Genomic DNA, 15,163 nt, shown 5'->3' on the forward strand with positions numbered 1-15,163 from the left:
CATTATCCTCCCATGCGCTGGCGGCTCACGCGGGCCAGCCATTCCGAGATCAGCAGCGAAACCAGCGCCAGACCGATGGCGATGAGGCAGAGGCGGGCCGCCGCCCCCTCCCCGCCCGGGGTTTGAATCAAGGTGTACATCGCCGAAGGGAGGGTGCGCGTTTCACCGGGAATATTGGAAACGAACGTGATGGTCGCGCCAAACTCCCCTAACGAGCGGGCGAAGGCCAGCACCGTGCCGACAATAATCCCCGGCAGAGTCAACGGCAACGTAATGGTCAAAAATACCCGCCAGCGGCTGGCCCCGAGGGTTCTCGCCGCTTGCTCCAGTTTGACGTCCACCCCTTCCAGCGCCAGGCGAATGGCGCGCACCATCAGCGGGAAAGACATCACCGCCGCCGCCAGCACCGCCCCGCGCCAGCTAAAAGCAAAGCTGATGCCGAACCAGTCATACAGCCAGCTGCCAATAAACCCGCGCCGCCCCATGGCCACCAGCAGCAGATACCCCACCACCACCGGAGGCAGCACCAGCGGCAGATGGAGAATACTGTCGAGCAGTGCCTTGCCGGGAAAGGTGCGCCGGACCAGCAGCCAGGAAAAAAAGATGCCAAAGGGCAGGCTCAAGGCCACCGCCAGGGAGGAGACTTTCAGGCTCAGCAGCACCGCCTGCCATTCGGGTTCGCTCAGAAACATCAGCGGGTGGTAAATCCGTAACGTTTAAAGATAGCGGACGCTTCCGGCCCTTTCAGGTAGTCATAGAAGGCGCTCACAGCCGCATTGCGGTGCCCATCGACAATCGCCAGCGGGTACTCGACTTTCTGATGCGAGGCTTCCGGGAAGGTGCCGACCACTTTCACCCCCTTGCTGGCCACGGCATCGGAGCCATAGACAATCCCCAGCGGCGCTTCGTTGCGCTCCACCAGCGCCAGCGCACCGCGCACGTCTTCAGCCGGGGCGAGCTTCGGCGACAACGTCTCCCAGGCACCGAGTTTCTGCAGTGCCTCTTTGGCATAGATACCGGCCGGGACATGCTGTGGATCGCCCACCGCCAGACGGCCTCCTTTCAGCAGGCTGGTCCAGTCGGTTTTCTCATCAATGGTTATCGCCCCCTGCGCACTGGCTTTCGGCGCGACCACCACCAGGCTGTTGCCAAGCAGAGTGGCGCGGGTTGCCGGATCGATGGCCTTTTTATCTGCCGCGTAATCCATCCATTTCTGATCGGCGGAGATAAACAGGTCCGCTGGCGCACCCGCTTCTATCTGCCGCGCCAGCGTTGAAGACGAGGCAAACGACGACACGACCTCGACGTTTTTTTCTTTCTTGTACGCCTGGGCAATATCCTGCATCGCGTTGGTTAACGATGCGGCGGCGAAAACGGTCACTTTACCCTCTGCCGCCAGCGCCTGACCCGCGACGCACAGCGTGAGTGATACCCCGACAACCCCGCGTAACCAAGAACCTGCCATCTTACTCTCCTGTCAATGCGTTATGTAGTCGATAATATAACGATATGCGAAGCGTTTTTATAGTGATACAGGACAATAAAACGAAGGGAAATGATACAGGAGGGAAATAGCACAGCGCCCGGTTAAACCGGGCGCCGGGAAATCAGTGATTTTGCTGGCTGCGATCTTTGTGGCCTACGCCGGAGAAGAGGTTGAACACTTCGCCAAGACCGTAAATCAGTCCCAGGATGACCGCCATCACCACCGGTACCATGATGACCGCAAAAACCAGACTTTTCAAAAGCTCTAACATGGTTCACTCCAGATAGTATGATTTCCTGATTGTAACGATTTCAGCCGAAAAAACACGTCCCATTTGTGCGGTGGGTAATGACCAACCGCGCAGAGAGGTTTTGCAAGTGGGCGACTATCGGTCACAATACCCTTTTTTGTCAGGAAACGATTATGCAGGCCGAAATTCTTCTCACCCTTAAGCTACAGCAGCGCCTGTTTGCCGATCCGCGGCGGATCGCCCTGCTCAAACAGATTGACCAGACCGGTTCGATAAGCCAGGGGGCGAAGCATGCGGGTATCAGCTATAAGAGCGCTTGGGATGCCATCAATGAGATGAACCAGCTCAGCGAACAACCGCTGGTGGATCGCGCCACCGGCGGAAAGGGCGGCGGCGGCGCGGTGCTGACCCGCTACGGGCAGCGTCTGATCCAGCTGTACGATCTGCTGGCGCAGATCCAGCAGAAAGCGTTTGATGTACTCAGCGATGACGATGCCCTGCCGCTGGATAGCCTGCTGGCGGCCATCTCGCGCTTTTCCCTGCAGACCAGCGCCCGCAACCAGTGGTTCGGCACCATTACCGGCCGCGATCGCCAGCAGGTGCAGCAGCACGTGGAAGTACTGTTGGCTGACGGAAAAACCCGCCTGAACGTCGCCATCACCGCGCAAAGCGCTGAGAAGCTGGGACTCGATGAGGGCCAGGAGGTGCTGGTCCTGCTCAAAGCGCCATGGGTCGGCATCACCCTCGATCCCGCAGCAGCCCGCCAGGCCGATAACCAGCTGTCGGGACGTATCAGTCATATCGAATGCGGGTCCGGACAGTGCGAAGTACTGATGACCCTGGCGGACGGTCAAACCCTGTGCGCCACCCTGCCACAGGCGCAGGCCGCTGGCCTGGCGGAAGGAACGGAGGCGATCGCTTACTTCAATGCCGATCGCATCATTCTCGCGACGTTATGCTGACCCCATTGACATTACGCGCCTGAAGTCGTATCCCTGATGCACATCGCTGCAAAAAATGGGATACATCATGTCATCATTGCAAATTTCGCAAGGCACGTTTCGCCTGAGCGATACAAAGACCTTAAAAATAGACCACCTGAGCGTGGCGGCGGGTGAAAGCTGGGCGTTCGTCGGCAGCAACGGCAGCGGCAAATCCGCCCTCGCGCGGGCCCTGGCAGGCGACCTGACCCTGCTCAGCGGCCAGCGCGAAAGCCACTTCTCCCGCGTGACCCGCCTCTCCTTCGAACAGTTGCAGAAGCTGGTCAGCAACGAGTGGCAGCGCAATAACACCGACCTGCTCAGCCCAGGCGAAGAAGACACCGGCCGCACCACCGCGGAGATTATCCAGGATGAGGTGAAAGATCCTGCCCGCTGCGCGCGCCTGGCCGAACAGTTTGGCATCAGCGCCCTGCTGGACCGCCGGTTTAAATACCTGTCGACCGGGGAAACGCGTAAGACCCTGCTGTGTCAGGCCCTGATGACCGATCCGCAACTGCTGATCCTCGATGAACCTTTCGACGGTCTCGACGTCAACTCCCGCCAGCAGCTTGCTGCCCTGCTGGCCGACCTGCACAGCGCCGGCATCACCCTGGTGCTGGTGCTCAACCGTTTCGATGAGATCCCGGAGTTTGTGCAATTCGCCGGCGTGCTGGCTGACTGCACCCTCAGCGAGACCGGCGAGAAGTCTTCCCTGCTGCAGCAGGCGCTGGTCGCCCAGCTGGCGCACAGTGAAAAACTGGACGGCATCACCCTGCCGGAGCCGGATGTCCCACCGGCCCGTCATGCGCTGGCAGACTCGGCGCCGCGTATCGTGCTCAACGACGGCGTGGTCTCCTATAACGATCGCCCGGTCATCAATCACCTCTCATGGACCGTGAATCCAGGCGAACACTGGCAGATCGTCGGTCCCAACGGCGCCGGTAAATCTACGCTGCTGAGCCTGGTCACCGGGGATCATCCGCAGGGCTACAGCAACGATCTCACGCTCTTTGGCCGCCGGCGCGGCAGCGGTGAGACCATCTGGGATATTAAAAAGCATATCGGCTACGTCAGCAGCAGCCTGCATCTGGACTACCGGGTCAGCACCAACGTCCGCAACGTCATCCTGTCGGGCTATTTTGACTCGATCGGCATTTATCAGGCGGTCTCCGACAAGCAGCATAAGCTGGTGCAGCAATGGCTGGATATTCTCGGCATCGATAAGCGCACCGCCGACGCGCCGTTTCACAGTCTGTCGTGGGGCCAGCAGCGGCTGGCGCTTATCGTCCGCGCGCTGGTGAAGCATCCAACCCTGCTGATCCTCGATGAACCGCTGCAGGGGCTGGACCCCCTCAACCGCCAGCTGGTGCGCCGCTTTGTCGACGTGTTGATTGGCGAAGGGGCCACACAGCTGCTGTTTGTCTCGCACCATGCAGAAGATGCCCCGGACTGTATTACCCATCGCCTGGCGTTCGTTCCCAGTGGAGACGGTTACACTTATCAGCTCGGCCCTGTGGCCTGACGCCCCCTGCCGGGGATCGAAAGATCCCTGGTATTTTTCAGAAAAATAGCGCCAAACAAACCTAATACATTGAATTAAAATTAAAAATATAAAATTTACGTTATTTACACCCCAAGTGTAAACGATCCCACTAACTTGCCCTATGTCACACTTTTCACTTCTTTGATATGCTATCTTCCTCACAAACGATAAGCCGAATGGAGCGAATCATGAAAGTTCTGGTTACAGGTGGTAGCGGTTACATTGGAAGTCATACCTGCGTTCAACTGCTGCAGCAGGGACACGAGGTGGTGATCCTCGACAATCTCTGCAACAGCAAGCGCAGCGTACTGCCGGTGATTGAACGTCTCGGCGGCAAAGAAGCCACCTTTATTGAAGGCGATATTCGTAACGAAGCGCTGATGACGGAGATCCTCCACGATCACGCCATTGAGGCAGTGATCCACTTCGCCGGGCTGAAAGCCGTCGGGGAGTCCGTCGCCAAGCCGCTGGAATATTACGACAATAACGTCACCGGCACACTGAAATTAGTCTCTGCCATGCGCGCCGCTGGCGTGAAGAACTTTATCTTTAGCTCCTCCGCTACCGTCTACGGCGATCAGCCGAAAATCCCGTATGTCGAAAGCTTCCCGACCGGCACCCCGCAAAGCCCTTACGGCAAAAGCAAGCTGATGGTAGAGCAGATCCTGACCGACCTGCAGAAAGCCCAGCCGGAGTGGAGCATTGCCCTGCTGCGCTACTTCAACCCGGTCGGCGCCCACCCGTCGGGCGACATGGGGGAAGACCCGCAGGGGATCCCGAACAACCTGATGCCCTACATCGCCCAGGTCGCCGTTGGCCGTCGCGAATCGCTGGCCATTTTTGGTAACGACTATCCGACCGAAGATGGTACCGGCGTGCGCGATTACATCCATGTGATGGACCTCGCCGATGGCCACGTCGCGGCCATGGAAAAACTGGCTGACAAAGCCGGGGTGCATATCTACAACCTTGGCGCCGGCGTCGGCAGCAGCGTGCTCGACGTAGTCAATGCTTTCAGCAAGGCCTGCGGCAAACCCATTAACTACCATTTCGCGCCGCGCCGCGATGGCGACCTCCCGGCCTACTGGGCGGATGCTGCCAAGGCCGACCGCGAGCTGAACTGGCGCGTAACGCGCAACCTGGACGAAATGGCGCAGGACACCTGGCACTGGCAGTCCCGTCATCCGCAGGGTTATCCAGACTAAGGAACCTTCATGAGCGTATTTAACCCCGTTGACCATCCACATCGTCGTTATAACCCGTTAACCGGACAGTGGATTCTGGTTTCTCCGCATCGCGCCAAGCGCCCCTGGCAGGGGGCGCAGGAAACGCCGGCAAAACAGACCTTGCCGGCCCACGATCCGGACTGTTTCCTGTGCCCGGGCAACACCCGGGTGACCGGCGACACCAACCCGAATTACACCGGTACCTACGTATTTACCAACGACTTTGCGGCCCTGATGACCGACACCCCGGACGCACCGGAGAGTGACGATCCGCTGATGCGCTGCCAGAGCGCCCGCGGCACCAGTCGGGTGATCTGCTTCTCGCCAGACCACAGCAAAACGCTGCCGGAACTGAGCCTTGAAGCGCTGGAAGACGTGGTTAAAACGTGGCAGGAACAGACCGCGGACCTCGGGAAAAGCTACCCGTGGGTGCAGGTTTTTGAAAACAAAGGGGCAGCGATGGGCTGCTCCAACCCTCACCCGCATGGTCAGGTGTGGGCCAACAGTTTCCTGCCCAATGAAGCGGAACGGGAAGACCGTCTGCAGAAAGAGTATTACGCCGCACAGGGCCAGCCGATGCTGCTGGACTATGTGCAGCGCGAACTGGCCGACGGCAGCCGCACGGTGGTGGACACCGAGCACTGGCTGGCGGTGGTGCCCTACTGGGCCGCCTGGCCGTTCGAAACGCTGCTGTTGCCGAAAGCGCACGTGCAGCGCATTACCGATCTCACCGACGCCCAGCGCAGCGATCTGGCACTGGCGTTGAAAAAGCTGACCAGCCGTTACGACAACCTGTTCCAGTGCTCATTCCCCTACTCCATGGGCTGGCACGGCGCGCCGTTTAACGACGAAGACCATAACCACTGGCAGCTTCATGCCCACTTTTATCCGCCGCTGCTGCGCTCCGCGACGGTCCGCAAGTTTATGGTTGGTTATGAGATGCTGGCCGAAACTCAGCGCGATCTGACCGCCGAGCAAGCTGCCGAACGACTGCGCGCCGTCAGCGACGTCCATTTTCGTGAATCCGGAGTGTAATGATGAGTCTGAAAGAGAAAACCCAAACCCTGTTCGCTGACGCCTTCGGCTACCCGGCCAGCAATGTCATTCAAGCGCCAGGCCGCGTCAACCTGATCGGCGAGCATACCGATTACAACGACGGTTTTGTGCTGCCCTGCGCTATCGACTACCAGACGGTGATCAGCTGTGCGCCGCGCGACGATCGTACCGTGCGGGTGATTGCCGCCGATTACGACAATCAGACCGATGAGTTCTCTCTCGACGCGCCGATTATCAGCCACGACACCCAGCAGTGGTCGAACTATGTCCGCGGCGTGGTAAAGCATCTGCAGCAGCGGAACAGCCACTTTGGCGGCGCGGATCTGGTGATCAGCGGCAATGTACCGCAGGGTGCGGGGTTAAGCTCCTCAGCCTCGCTGGAAGTCGCCGTCGGCACCGTGTTCCAACAGCTGTATCATCTGCCGCTGGATGGCGCGCAAATCGCCCTCAACGGCCAGGAGGCGGAAAACCAGTTCGTCGGCTGCAACTGCGGCATCATGGATCAGCTGATTTCAGCGCTGGGCAAAAAAGACCACGCGCTGCTGATCGACTGCCGTTCGCTGGGCACCAAAGCCGTCTCGATGCCGAAAGGCGTGGCGGTGGTGATCATCAACAGCAACTTTAAGCGTACCCTCGTCGGCAGCGAGTACAACACCCGTCGTGAACAGTGCGAAACCGGCGCGCGCTTCTTCCAGCAGCCCGCCCTGCGCGATGTCACCCTTGAGCAATTTAACGCCGTCGCCCATGAGCTGGATCCGGTCGTCGCGAAGCGCGTACGCCACGTGCTGACGGAGAATGCCCGCACTGTGGAAGCCGCCAGCGCCCTCGAAAAAGGCGACCTGAAGCGGATGGGTGAGCTGATGGCAGAGTCCCACGCCTCGATGCGTGATGATTTCGAGATCACCGTCCCGCAGATCGACACCCTGGTGGAGATCGTTAAGGCCGCGATCGGCGATAAGGGCGGCGTGCGCATGACCGGCGGCGGCTTTGGCGGCTGCGTGGTAGCGTTAATCCCGGAAGATCTGGTCGATACCGTTCAGCAGGCCGTTGCCAACGAGTATGAAGCGAAAACCGGTATTAAAGAGACATTCTATGTCTGCAAACCGTCACAGGGGGCCGGGCAATGCTAACGCAAACCACCGCGCTGGCCCCGGACGGTCAGCCATGGCAGCAGGTGACCCTGCGCAATAAGTCGGGGATGACCGTCACCGTGGCGGACTGGGGCGCGACGCTGCTCAGCGCCGAGGTGCCGTTGGCCGATGGCAGCCTGCGCCGACCGCTGCTGGGCTGCGCAAAGCTGGAAGACTATGCTCGCCAGGCCGCATTTCTTGGCGCCTCGGTAGGCCGCTACGCCAACCGTATCGGCCACAGCCGCTTCCCGCTTGACGGCCAGGTCGTCAACGTCACGCCGTCAAACGACGCGGGCCACCAGCTCCACGGCGGCCCGGAAGGATTTGATAAGCGCCGCTGGCGCATTGTCCGCGCCGACGAGCAGGAAGTGCTGTTCGCCCTGACCTCGCCCGATGGCGATCAAGGCTTTCCGGGCACCCTGCAGGCCACCGCGCACTATCGTCTGACCGACGATAACCGCATCGCGATTACCTATCGCGCCACCGTGGACCAACCCTGCCCGGTGAATATGACCAATCACGTCTATTTCAACCTCGACGGTGAGCAGAGCGATGTGCGCCAGCATCAGCTCCAGATCCTCGCCCAGAGGTATCTGCCGGTGGAAAGCGACGGTATCCCGGATGGCGAACTGAAAGATGTTGCTAACACCAGCTTTGATTTCCGCCAGCCGAAAACCATCGCCGCCGACTTCCTCGCGGATGCCGATCAGCAAAAGGTGAAGGGATACGATCATGCCTTCCTGCTGGATGCCAAAGGCGACGCCAGCCAGCCTGCGGCACAGGTCTGGTCGCAGGATGGCAAGCTGCAGATGACGGTCTATACCTCCGCTCCGGCGCTGCAGTTTTACTCCGGCAACTATCTCGGCGGCACCCCGTCGCAGACGACGGAGCCCTACGCCGACTGGCAGGGACTGGCGCTGGAGAGCGAATTCCTGCCGGATTCGCCGAACCATCCGCAATGGCCGCAGCCGGACTGTGTATTACGTCCGGGCCAGGAGTATGTCAGCCTGACGGAATATCAGTTTATCGCCCGATAATCGCCAGCGCCCTCCATCAGGGGGCGCTGCTTTTCGTCCCCGCCCTCCTCTCTGCCGCCTCTTTTTTCAGCAACCTGCTCTATTTTCCGTCACCAAAGGACAAAAAAATAACCTGTGTATTACAAGCACCTTACACTGCGCCACTATTTTCGCTATGGTTAGGGATAAGCATTGCCGTGCGCCAAATCACGGCAATATAATGAGAATAGTTATCAATCAATAACACATACACCATCACATTCAGCGCACCGTTCGCGGCGCGAGGGATGGCGTGTAGAGAGGAGTGAGAGAATGGCTGTAACTAAGCTGGTACTGGTTCGTCATGGCGAAAGCCAGTGGAACAACGAAAACCGCTTCACCGGTTGGTACGACGTGGATCTGTCCGAGAAAGGCGTTAGCGAAGCGAAAGCAGCGGGTAAACTGCTGAAGGCTGAAGGCTTCAGCTTTGATTTTGCTTATACCTCCGTGCTGAAACGTGCCATCCACACCCTGTGGAACGTGCTGGACGAACTGGATCAGGCCTGGCTGCCGGTTGAGAAATCCTGGAAGCTGAACGAGCGTCATTACGGCGCGCTGCAGGGCCTGAACAAAGCGGAAACCGCTGAGAAATATGGTGACGAGCAGGTTAAACAGTGGCGTCGCGGCTTCGCTGTCACTCCGCCGGAGCTGACCAAAGACGACGAGCGCTACCCGGGCCACGATCCGCGCTATGCAAAACTGACCGACGCCGAACTGCCGACCACTGAAAGCCTGGCGCTGACTATCGACCGCGTCGTGCCTTACTGGAACGAAACCATTCTGCCGCGCCTGAAAAGCGGTGAGCGCGTGATCATCGCCGCTCACGGTAACTCCCTGCGCGCGCTGGTGAAATACCTCGACAACATGGGCGAAGACGAGATCCTCGAACTGAACATCCCGACCGGCGTACCGCTGGTATATGAGTTCGATGAAAACTTCAAGCCGATCAAACATTACTATCTGGGCAATGCGGAAGAGATCGCGGCGAAAGCTGCTGCCGTCGCCAACCAGGGTAAAGCGAAGTAATTTCTCCTGGTGAGAACAAAAAAGCGTGGAAATCTCCACGCTTTTTTTATGACCTGCGCTAGCGCGGAGTAGCTTAGCCGCGGCGGGTTTTCACCGCTTCCGCCAGCTGACGCAGGATCGTTTCGGTATCCTCCCAGCCGATGCAGGCGTCGGTGACGCTCTTGCCGTAGGTCAGCGGTTCACCGCTCTCGAGGCTCTGGTTGCCTTCCACCAGATGGCTTTCAATCATCACGCCCATAATGGCGCGCTCGCCGCCGGCGATCTGCTGGCATACGTCGGCGCCCACTTCCATCTGCTTCTTGAACTGCTTGCTGGAGTTGGCATGGCTGAAGTCGATCATCACCTGGGCCGGAAGACCCGCTTTCGCCAGACCGATTTTCACCTCCGCCACGTGCTTCGCGCTGTAGTTAGGCTCTTTGCCGCCGCGCAAAATAATATGGCAGTCGCCGTTACCGCTGGTATTCACGATGGCGGAGTGGCCCCACTTGGTGACCGACAGGAAACAGTGCGGCGCGCCGGCGGCGTTAATCGCATCGATAGCCACCTTGATGGTGCCATCGGTACCGTTTTTAAAGCCCACCGGGCAGGAGAGTCCGGAGGCGAGCTCACGGTGCACCTGGGATTCGGTGGTTCGCGCGCCAATGGCGCCCCAGCTCATCAGATCGGCGACATACTGCGGGGTGATCATATCGAGGAATTCCCCCGCCGCCGGCAGGCCGCTGTCGTTAATGTCCAGCAGCAGTTTGCGCGCGATGCGCAACCCGTCGTTGATGCGGAAGCTGTTATCCATATGGGGATCGTTGATGAGCCCTTTCCAGCCGACGGTGGTGCGCGGTTTTTCAAAATAGACCCGCATGACGATCTCGAGCTCGCCCTTCAGCGCCTCGCGCAGGGTCAGCAGGCGGGCGGCATACTCTTTCGCCGCTGCCGGATCGTGAATAGAACAAGGCCCAATCACCACCAGCAGACGGTCATCGTCGCCTTTGAGGATCTGATGGATCGCTTTGCGAGCATGTGCAACGGTGTTTGCAGCATTTTCGGTAGCAGGGAATTTTTCCAGGAGCGCAACGGGAGGTAATAATTCGTTGATCTCTTTAATGCGTAAATCGTCGTTCTGATAATTCATCTTCTTTCCAGCGTTGCCATACTTATTCAATGAAATGCAATCCCTCCAATCTATCTCTTCGCTGAAATAGTGTAAACGTGATTTTACAGTAGTGATGGAATAATCCTGGAAATAGGCAAAAATACGCCATAAAGTAGCGAAGCCAGGCTCATGAACTACAATATTTAACTGTTAAAGCTAATTAAGTCTTACGTTTCAGGATTATATAGTGACACTGCGATCGTCTGCGGAGTCTTAAACCATAGCGAGTCAGATCCCTGGCACACTCACCGCGGGAAGCGCATTTCCCCTTCCCGGCTTAACAGGAGTATCCGATGAATATGAAAAAACTGACGACCCTTTTGCTCACCGCCACCTTAGGTCTTGCCAGCGGCGCGGCCCTGGCGGCAGACACCGGCGCCCAGTCCAATAATGGCCAGGCCAACTCTTCCGCGGATGCCGGTCAGGTGGCGCCGGATGCCCGTGAGAACGTGGCGCCGAACAACGTGGACAATAGTCAGATCAACTCTGGCTCTGGGGGCAGCACGGGCTCGACGATGACCCAGGATAATATGTCGAGCGATGAGGTACATAAAAACTCGATGTGTAAAGACGGCCGCTGTCCGGACACCGGTAAAAAACTGGACAACGGCGGCAATACGACCCAAGACAACAGCAAAACCGATGGCACCACCCAGTAACACATGAGGTGGGCAGATCGAAGAAAAGGCGAGCCGGTCTCGCCTTTTCTTCGTTTTTTATCGCTCTCTGTTTATGATGTCATAGCGTAATAATGATAACTATTAAGGGACGACACTATGGCGCACTCGCATTCGCACTCCTCTGTCCAGGCTCCGGATAACAGCAACGCCCGCCGGCTGCTATGGGCGTTTATCGTCACCGCCGGCTTTATGCTGATTGAAGCCGTCGGCGGCGCGATCTCCGGCTCGCTGGCCCTGCTGGCGGATGCCGGCCATATGCTCACCGACTCCGCCGCTCTGCTGTTTGCGCTGCTGGCGGTTCGCTTCGCCAGCCGCCCACCAAATGCCCGCCATACCTTTGGCTGGTTGCGTTTAACCACCCTGGCGGCGTTTCTCAATGCTATTGCTCTGGTGGTGATCACCATGCTGATTGTCTGGGAGGCGATTCAGCGCTTCCAGCATCCGCAGCCGGTAGCCGGCGTGACGATGATGGTCATTGCAGTCGCCGGTCTGCTGGCCAACGTGCTGGCGTTTTGGATCCTACATCGGGGTAGCGAGGAGCGGAATCTTAACGTACGCGCCGCAGCGCTACACGTGCTTGGCGACCTGCTGGGCTCGGTCGGCGCGATCGTGGCGGCCGTGGTGATCCTCACCACCGGCTGGACGCCTGTCGACCCGATTCTTTCCGTGCTGGTTTCCTGCCTGGTATTACGTAGTGCCTGGCGATTACTGAAAGAGAGTCTGAATGAATTGCTGGAAGGCGCGCCGCGTTCGCTGGATGTGGCGGCCCTGCAGCGGGATATCCGTCGCTCTATCCCGGAGGTACGCGATGTTCACCACGTCCACGTCTGGCTGGTGGGGGAAAAACCGGTGATGACGCTCCATGTACAGGTCGTTCCACCGCACGATCATGACGCGTTACTCAACCGCATCCTGCATTTCCTGGAACATAAATATGAAATTGCGCATGCCACGGTGCAGATGGAGTACCAGCCCTGCAGCGGCCCGGAGTGCCATCTCAACACGATGCACGCCGGGCACGATCATCACCACCACCATTAGCCAGAAAACGCGTGAGAACCTCGCTCACGCGCGCTGTTTATCCACATCCGGCTGCCGTTCAACGCAATGAACGTCAGCAAGAGGTATTCCAGCGACATGGCATAGACGCCCTGACGGGCAAAAATCACCACGCTTATCACGTTGACGATCACCCACAGCAGCCAGTTTTCAACATACTTGCGGGTCATTAAGATCATCGCCACCACCGACAGCACCGTCATACAGGAGTCCCAGAACGGGAAAGCATCCGGCTGCAGTTCCGGCATAGTGACCTGCAAACCGAGCGCTTGCATCAGGCTGACCGCGATCCGCGTCAGGAAAGCAAAGAACGGGTTGATAAACAGGGTCAGCAAGCCGATCGCTACCACGCAGGCCGCCAGCCAGCCCAGCGCTTTGCTGCGCGGCAGCCAGCGGATCTGCAGCTCAGCCTCATGGTTGCTGCTTTGTCGCGACCATGCATACCAGCCGTAAACGTTAGCGGCAAAAAAGAACAGCTGCAGCAGCAGGCTGGCGTACAGCTGGATCTGAAAGAAGATGATGGCGAACAGCGTGACGTTGACCAGCCCGAAAGCATAGTTACTGATCTTCTCCAGGCTCGCCAGCCAGATACACAACAGCCCGGCAATCGTCCCCACGGCCTCTATCCAGGAGAGATCGTACCCCCCAGCGCCGATGGGTATATGTACTAAAATATTCTGCGTGCTAAAAAAATCCATTTCCTCCCCTCAGCGTCTGGCGACGCGACAATAGGTTATCCCCGTAGTGTAGCCGCAAAATCCAGCATCCGGTTAAGGGGAATTAATGCGCCGGTTCGCAGCGCTTCGTCGACATGGATTTCATGTGCAGCGCCGCCCTGCTCGAGACCCTCGGCAATGGCTTTCAGGCCATTCATCGCCATCCACGGACAATGCGCGCAGCTGCGACAGGTCGCTCCTTCGCCGGCGGTGGGCGCTTCCAGCAGCGTTTTCTCCGGCACCGCCTGCTGCATTTTATAGAAAATACCGCGATCGGTGGCCACGATCAGCTGGCGCTGGGGCAGGCTTTTCGCCGCCGCAATCAGCTGGCTGGTGGAGCCTACGGCATCGGCCATCTCAACGATCGCCTGCGGCGACTCGGGATGGACCAGCACGGCGGCTTCGGGATGCAGAGCCTTCATCCGCATCAACGCCTGGGTTTTAAACTCGTCGTGCACGATGCACGCCCCCTGCCAGCACAGCACGTCTGCGCCGGTCTGACGCTGAACGTAACGCCCAAGGTGGCGGTCCGGCGCCCAGAGGATCTTTTGACCAAGACTATCCAGATGGTCAATGAGTTCCACGGCGATGCTGGAGGTCACCACCCAGTCGGCGCGGGCCTTCACCGCGGCGGACGTATTGGCATAGACCACGACGGTGCGGTCAGGATGGGCGTCGCAAAAGGCGTTGAATTCCTCAATCGGACAGCCCAGATCCAATGAACACTCGGCGTTCAGGGTCGGCATCAAAATGGTCTTTTCCGGGCTGAGAATTTTGGCGGTTTCCCCCATAAAACGCACCCCGGCGACCAGCAGCGTGGAGGCCGAATGGCGGGCGCCAAAGCGCGCCATCTCCAGCGAGTCGGCGATACAGCCGCCGGTCTCTTCCGCCAGCTGTTGAATTTCAGGATCGGTGTAGTAATGCGCCACCATCACGGCATCGCGCTCGCGCAGCAGGCGCTTGATTTTTTCGCGGTAAAACTGCTTTTCGTCGACGGTCAGCGGCTGCGGTTTAGCAGGGAAAGGATAAATCGCCGTTTCAGGATCAAACATTACGCTCATCATGCAATCTCGTTTTACTGGCTTAACTCTACAACCGTCAGTATGGCCTTTCGGCGGCTTAACACGGTCATGGTGTTTTATATGCTAAACAAGATAGCCGATTACGAGCTAAAAGTCGTGATGAATTTTGTACATCAGACCCTTTTCCCGGGGACGGTGCTGCGCATCTGCCCGAACGACCGGTTCGTACCCTGTGCAGGCACGGTAAGCGCAGCGTGACCGTGGGAAAATGATGAATTAAGAAATTATTAACATTGATGAGTGGCAGGGAAAATGCAGATAGCAAAAAGGCGCCTTTAGGGCGCCTTTTTACATTGGTGGGTCGTGCAGGATTCGAACCTGCGACCAATTGATTAAAAGTCAACTGCTCTACCAACTGAGCTAACGACCCCTTGCGGGATTTTACTGCTGCCATCATTCAGGATGGTGGGTCGTGCAGGATGACTCGGCTTCGCCTCGCCCTTCGGGCCGTTGCTGACGCAACGTTATCCTTCACGTTCAGCATCTGAGTTAAATGCTGAAATTGGTGGGTCGTGCAGGATTCGAACCTGCGACCAATTGATTAAAAGTCAACTGCTCTACCAACTGAGCTAACGACCCGCTCTGGTACTACCTGAATAATTTCACTCGACACCAATTCAGAAATTGGTAGGTCGTGCAGGATGACTCGGCTTTGCCTCGCCCTTCGGGCCGTTGCTGACGCAACGTTATCCTTCACGTTCAGCATCTGAGTTAAATGCTGAAATTG

Annotated in this window: 16 protein-coding genes, 2 tRNA genes and 1 other RNA gene; 10 read left to right on the forward strand and 9 right to left on the reverse strand. The window is 58.2% G+C overall.

The features are described from left to right. Positions 1–2: 2 nt before the first annotated feature. The 3 genes from modB to KHQ26_RS11665 all read right to left on the reverse strand — a co-directional run bounded on the left by modB (position 3) and on the right by KHQ26_RS11665 (position 1,757). Positions 3–692: a molybdate ABC transporter permease subunit gene (gene modB, locus KHQ26_RS11655; protein ID WP_002895159.1), complete on the reverse strand. Its 690-nt coding sequence runs from the start codon at positions 690–692 to the stop codon at positions 3–5. Continuing rightward, the gene (gene modA, locus KHQ26_RS11660) at positions 692–1,465 is read right to left on the reverse strand and encodes a molybdate ABC transporter substrate-binding protein (protein WP_004176834.1); all 774 of its coding nucleotides are present in this window, start codon (positions 1,463–1,465) and stop codon (positions 692–694) included. Before modA ends, modB begins: the two co-directional genes overlap by 1 nt. 142 nt (positions 1,466–1,607) lie before the next feature. Beyond that, the gene (locus KHQ26_RS11665; protein WP_002895156.1) at positions 1,608–1,757 is read right to left on the reverse strand and encodes an AcrZ family multidrug efflux pump-associated protein; all 150 of its coding nucleotides are present in this window, start codon (positions 1,755–1,757) and stop codon (positions 1,608–1,610) included. A gap of 152 nt (positions 1,758–1,909) precedes the next feature. Here KHQ26_RS11665 and modE point away from each other — a divergent pair, with 152 nt between their 5' ends. From modE to gpmA, 7 genes are all read left to right on the forward strand, one after another. Further along, complete coding sequence (gene modE / locus KHQ26_RS11670) at positions 1,910–2,698, forward strand: molybdenum-dependent transcriptional regulator (protein WP_002895154.1); 789 nt, start codon at positions 1,910–1,912, stop codon at positions 2,696–2,698. 67 nt (positions 2,699–2,765) lie between these two features. Beyond that, positions 2,766–4,238 (forward strand): molybdate ABC transporter ATP-binding protein ModF, encoded by a 1,473-nt coding sequence (modF, locus tag KHQ26_RS11675; protein WP_020316490.1) that lies wholly within the window; start codon positions 2,766–2,768, stop codon positions 4,236–4,238. A gap of 209 nt (positions 4,239–4,447) precedes the next feature. Then, the gene (gene galE / locus KHQ26_RS11680) at positions 4,448–5,464 is read left to right on the forward strand and encodes a UDP-glucose 4-epimerase GalE (protein ID WP_002895150.1); all 1,017 of its coding nucleotides are present in this window, start codon (positions 4,448–4,450) and stop codon (positions 5,462–5,464) included. A 9-nt stretch (positions 5,465–5,473) separates the two neighbouring features. Continuing rightward, complete coding sequence (gene galT / locus KHQ26_RS11685; protein WP_002895147.1) at positions 5,474–6,520, forward strand: galactose-1-phosphate uridylyltransferase; 1,047 nt, start codon at positions 5,474–5,476, stop codon at positions 6,518–6,520. Between the two features lie 2 nt (positions 6,521–6,522). Continuing rightward, the gene (galK, locus tag KHQ26_RS11690) at positions 6,523–7,671 is read left to right on the forward strand and encodes a galactokinase (protein ID WP_002895144.1); all 1,149 of its coding nucleotides are present in this window, start codon (positions 6,523–6,525) and stop codon (positions 7,669–7,671) included. Next, positions 7,665–8,708, forward strand: coding sequence for a galactose-1-epimerase (gene galM, locus KHQ26_RS11695; RefSeq protein ID WP_004147646.1), 1,044 nt, complete (start codon positions 7,665–7,667; stop codon positions 8,706–8,708). Before galK ends, galM begins: the two co-directional genes overlap by 7 nt. A gap of 291 nt (positions 8,709–8,999) precedes the next feature. Further along, the gene (gpmA, locus tag KHQ26_RS11700) at positions 9,000–9,752 is read left to right on the forward strand and encodes a 2,3-diphosphoglycerate-dependent phosphoglycerate mutase (RefSeq protein WP_002895089.1); all 753 of its coding nucleotides are present in this window, start codon (positions 9,000–9,002) and stop codon (positions 9,750–9,752) included. 73 nt (positions 9,753–9,825) lie between these two features. Here the strand turns inward: gpmA and aroG are convergent, their stop codons facing one another. Beyond that, positions 9,826–10,878, reverse strand: coding sequence for a 3-deoxy-7-phosphoheptulonate synthase AroG (gene aroG / locus KHQ26_RS11705; RefSeq protein WP_002895086.1), 1,053 nt, complete (start codon positions 10,876–10,878; stop codon positions 9,826–9,828). Positions 10,879–11,192: 314 nt separating this feature from the next. On the opposite strand from aroG, the gene KHQ26_RS11710 reads away from it, so the two are divergent. Next, positions 11,193–11,558 (forward strand): YbgS-like family protein, encoded by a 366-nt coding sequence (locus KHQ26_RS11710; RefSeq protein ID WP_020804020.1) that lies wholly within the window; start codon positions 11,193–11,195, stop codon positions 11,556–11,558. A 117-nt stretch (positions 11,559–11,675) separates the two neighbouring features. Beyond that, positions 11,676–12,620 carry a CDF family zinc transporter ZitB gene (gene zitB / locus KHQ26_RS11715; protein ID WP_004147641.1) on the forward strand — a complete coding sequence of 315 codons (945 nt, stop codon included), beginning with the start codon at positions 11,676–11,678 and terminating at the stop codon, positions 12,618–12,620. Here zitB and pnuC read toward each other — a convergent pair. Then, complete coding sequence (gene pnuC / locus KHQ26_RS11720) at positions 12,617–13,336, reverse strand: nicotinamide riboside transporter PnuC (protein ID WP_004151689.1); 720 nt, start codon at positions 13,334–13,336, stop codon at positions 12,617–12,619. The two genes, zitB and pnuC, sit on opposite strands and share 4 nt — an antisense overlap. A 35-nt stretch (positions 13,337–13,371) precedes the next feature. Then, on the reverse strand, positions 13,372–14,415 hold the full coding sequence (gene nadA, locus KHQ26_RS11725; protein WP_004176847.1) for a quinolinate synthase NadA: 1,044 nt from the start codon (positions 14,413–14,415) through the stop codon (positions 13,372–13,374). A gap of 69 nt (positions 14,416–14,484) precedes the next feature. Between nadA and KHQ26_RS11730 the strand changes: the two genes are divergently transcribed. After that, positions 14,485–14,634: a hypothetical protein gene (locus tag KHQ26_RS11730; protein ID WP_032409073.1), complete on the forward strand. Its 150-nt coding sequence runs from the start codon at positions 14,485–14,487 to the stop codon at positions 14,632–14,634. A 96-nt stretch (positions 14,635–14,730) separates the two neighbouring features. Here the strand turns inward: KHQ26_RS11730 and KHQ26_RS11735 are convergent. From KHQ26_RS11735 to KHQ26_RS11745, 3 genes are all read right to left on the reverse strand, one after another. Continuing rightward, positions 14,731–14,806 (reverse strand) — tRNA-Lys (locus KHQ26_RS11735). Between the two features lie 133 nt (positions 14,807–14,939). After that, positions 14,940–15,015: transfer RNA gene (locus KHQ26_RS11740), tRNA-Lys, on the reverse strand. A 46-nt stretch (positions 15,016–15,061) separates the two neighbouring features. Further along, a non-coding RNA gene (locus KHQ26_RS11745) (RtT sRNA) lies at positions 15,062–15,163 on the reverse strand; the annotation flags it as partial.

Origin of the sequence: Klebsiella sp. 10 (assembly GCF_018223925.1) — a bacterium.
GTDB lineage: Bacteria > Pseudomonadota > Gammaproteobacteria > Enterobacterales > Enterobacteriaceae > Klebsiella > Klebsiella pneumoniae.

Bases quoted from the DNA above. Each gene is read 5' to 3' on its own strand.
- modA (WP_004176834.1), bottom strand. From the start codon at position 1,465: ATGGCAGGTTCTTGGTTACGCGGGGTTGTCGGGGTATCACTCACGCTG.
- galE (WP_002895150.1), top strand. From the start codon at position 4,448: ATGAAAGTTCTGGTTACAGGTGGTAGCGGTTACATTGGAAGTCATACC.
- modF (WP_020316490.1), top strand. From the start codon at position 2,766: ATGTCATCATTGCAAATTTCGCAAGGCACGTTTCGCCTGAGCGATACA.
- aroG (WP_002895086.1), bottom strand. From the start codon at position 10,878: ATGAATTATCAGAACGACGATTTACGCATTAAAGAGATCAACGAATTA.
- KHQ26_RS11665 (WP_002895156.1), bottom strand. From the start codon at position 1,757: ATGTTAGAGCTTTTGAAAAGTCTGGTTTTTGCGGTCATCATGGTACCG.
- galM (WP_004147646.1), top strand. From the start codon at position 7,665: ATGCTAACGCAAACCACCGCGCTGGCCCCGGACGGTCAGCCATGGCAG.
- galK (WP_002895144.1), top strand. From the start codon at position 6,523: ATGAGTCTGAAAGAGAAAACCCAAACCCTGTTCGCTGACGCCTTCGGC.
- KHQ26_RS11730 (WP_032409073.1), top strand. From the start codon at position 14,485: ATGGTGTTTTATATGCTAAACAAGATAGCCGATTACGAGCTAAAAGTC.
- KHQ26_RS11710 (WP_020804020.1), top strand. From the start codon at position 11,193: ATGAATATGAAAAAACTGACGACCCTTTTGCTCACCGCCACCTTAGGT.
- modE (WP_002895154.1), top strand. From the start codon at position 1,910: ATGCAGGCCGAAATTCTTCTCACCCTTAAGCTACAGCAGCGCCTGTTT.
- modB (WP_002895159.1), bottom strand. From the start codon at position 692: ATGTTTCTGAGCGAACCCGAATGGCAGGCGGTGCTGCTGAGCCTGAAA.
- zitB (WP_004147641.1), top strand. From the start codon at position 11,676: ATGGCGCACTCGCATTCGCACTCCTCTGTCCAGGCTCCGGATAACAGC.
- pnuC (WP_004151689.1), bottom strand. From the start codon at position 13,336: ATGGATTTTTTTAGCACGCAGAATATTTTAGTACATATACCCATCGGC.
- galT (WP_002895147.1), top strand. From the start codon at position 5,474: ATGAGCGTATTTAACCCCGTTGACCATCCACATCGTCGTTATAACCCG.
- nadA (WP_004176847.1), bottom strand. From the start codon at position 14,415: ATGAGCGTAATGTTTGATCCTGAAACGGCGATTTATCCTTTCCCTGCT.
- gpmA (WP_002895089.1), top strand. From the start codon at position 9,000: ATGGCTGTAACTAAGCTGGTACTGGTTCGTCATGGCGAAAGCCAGTGG.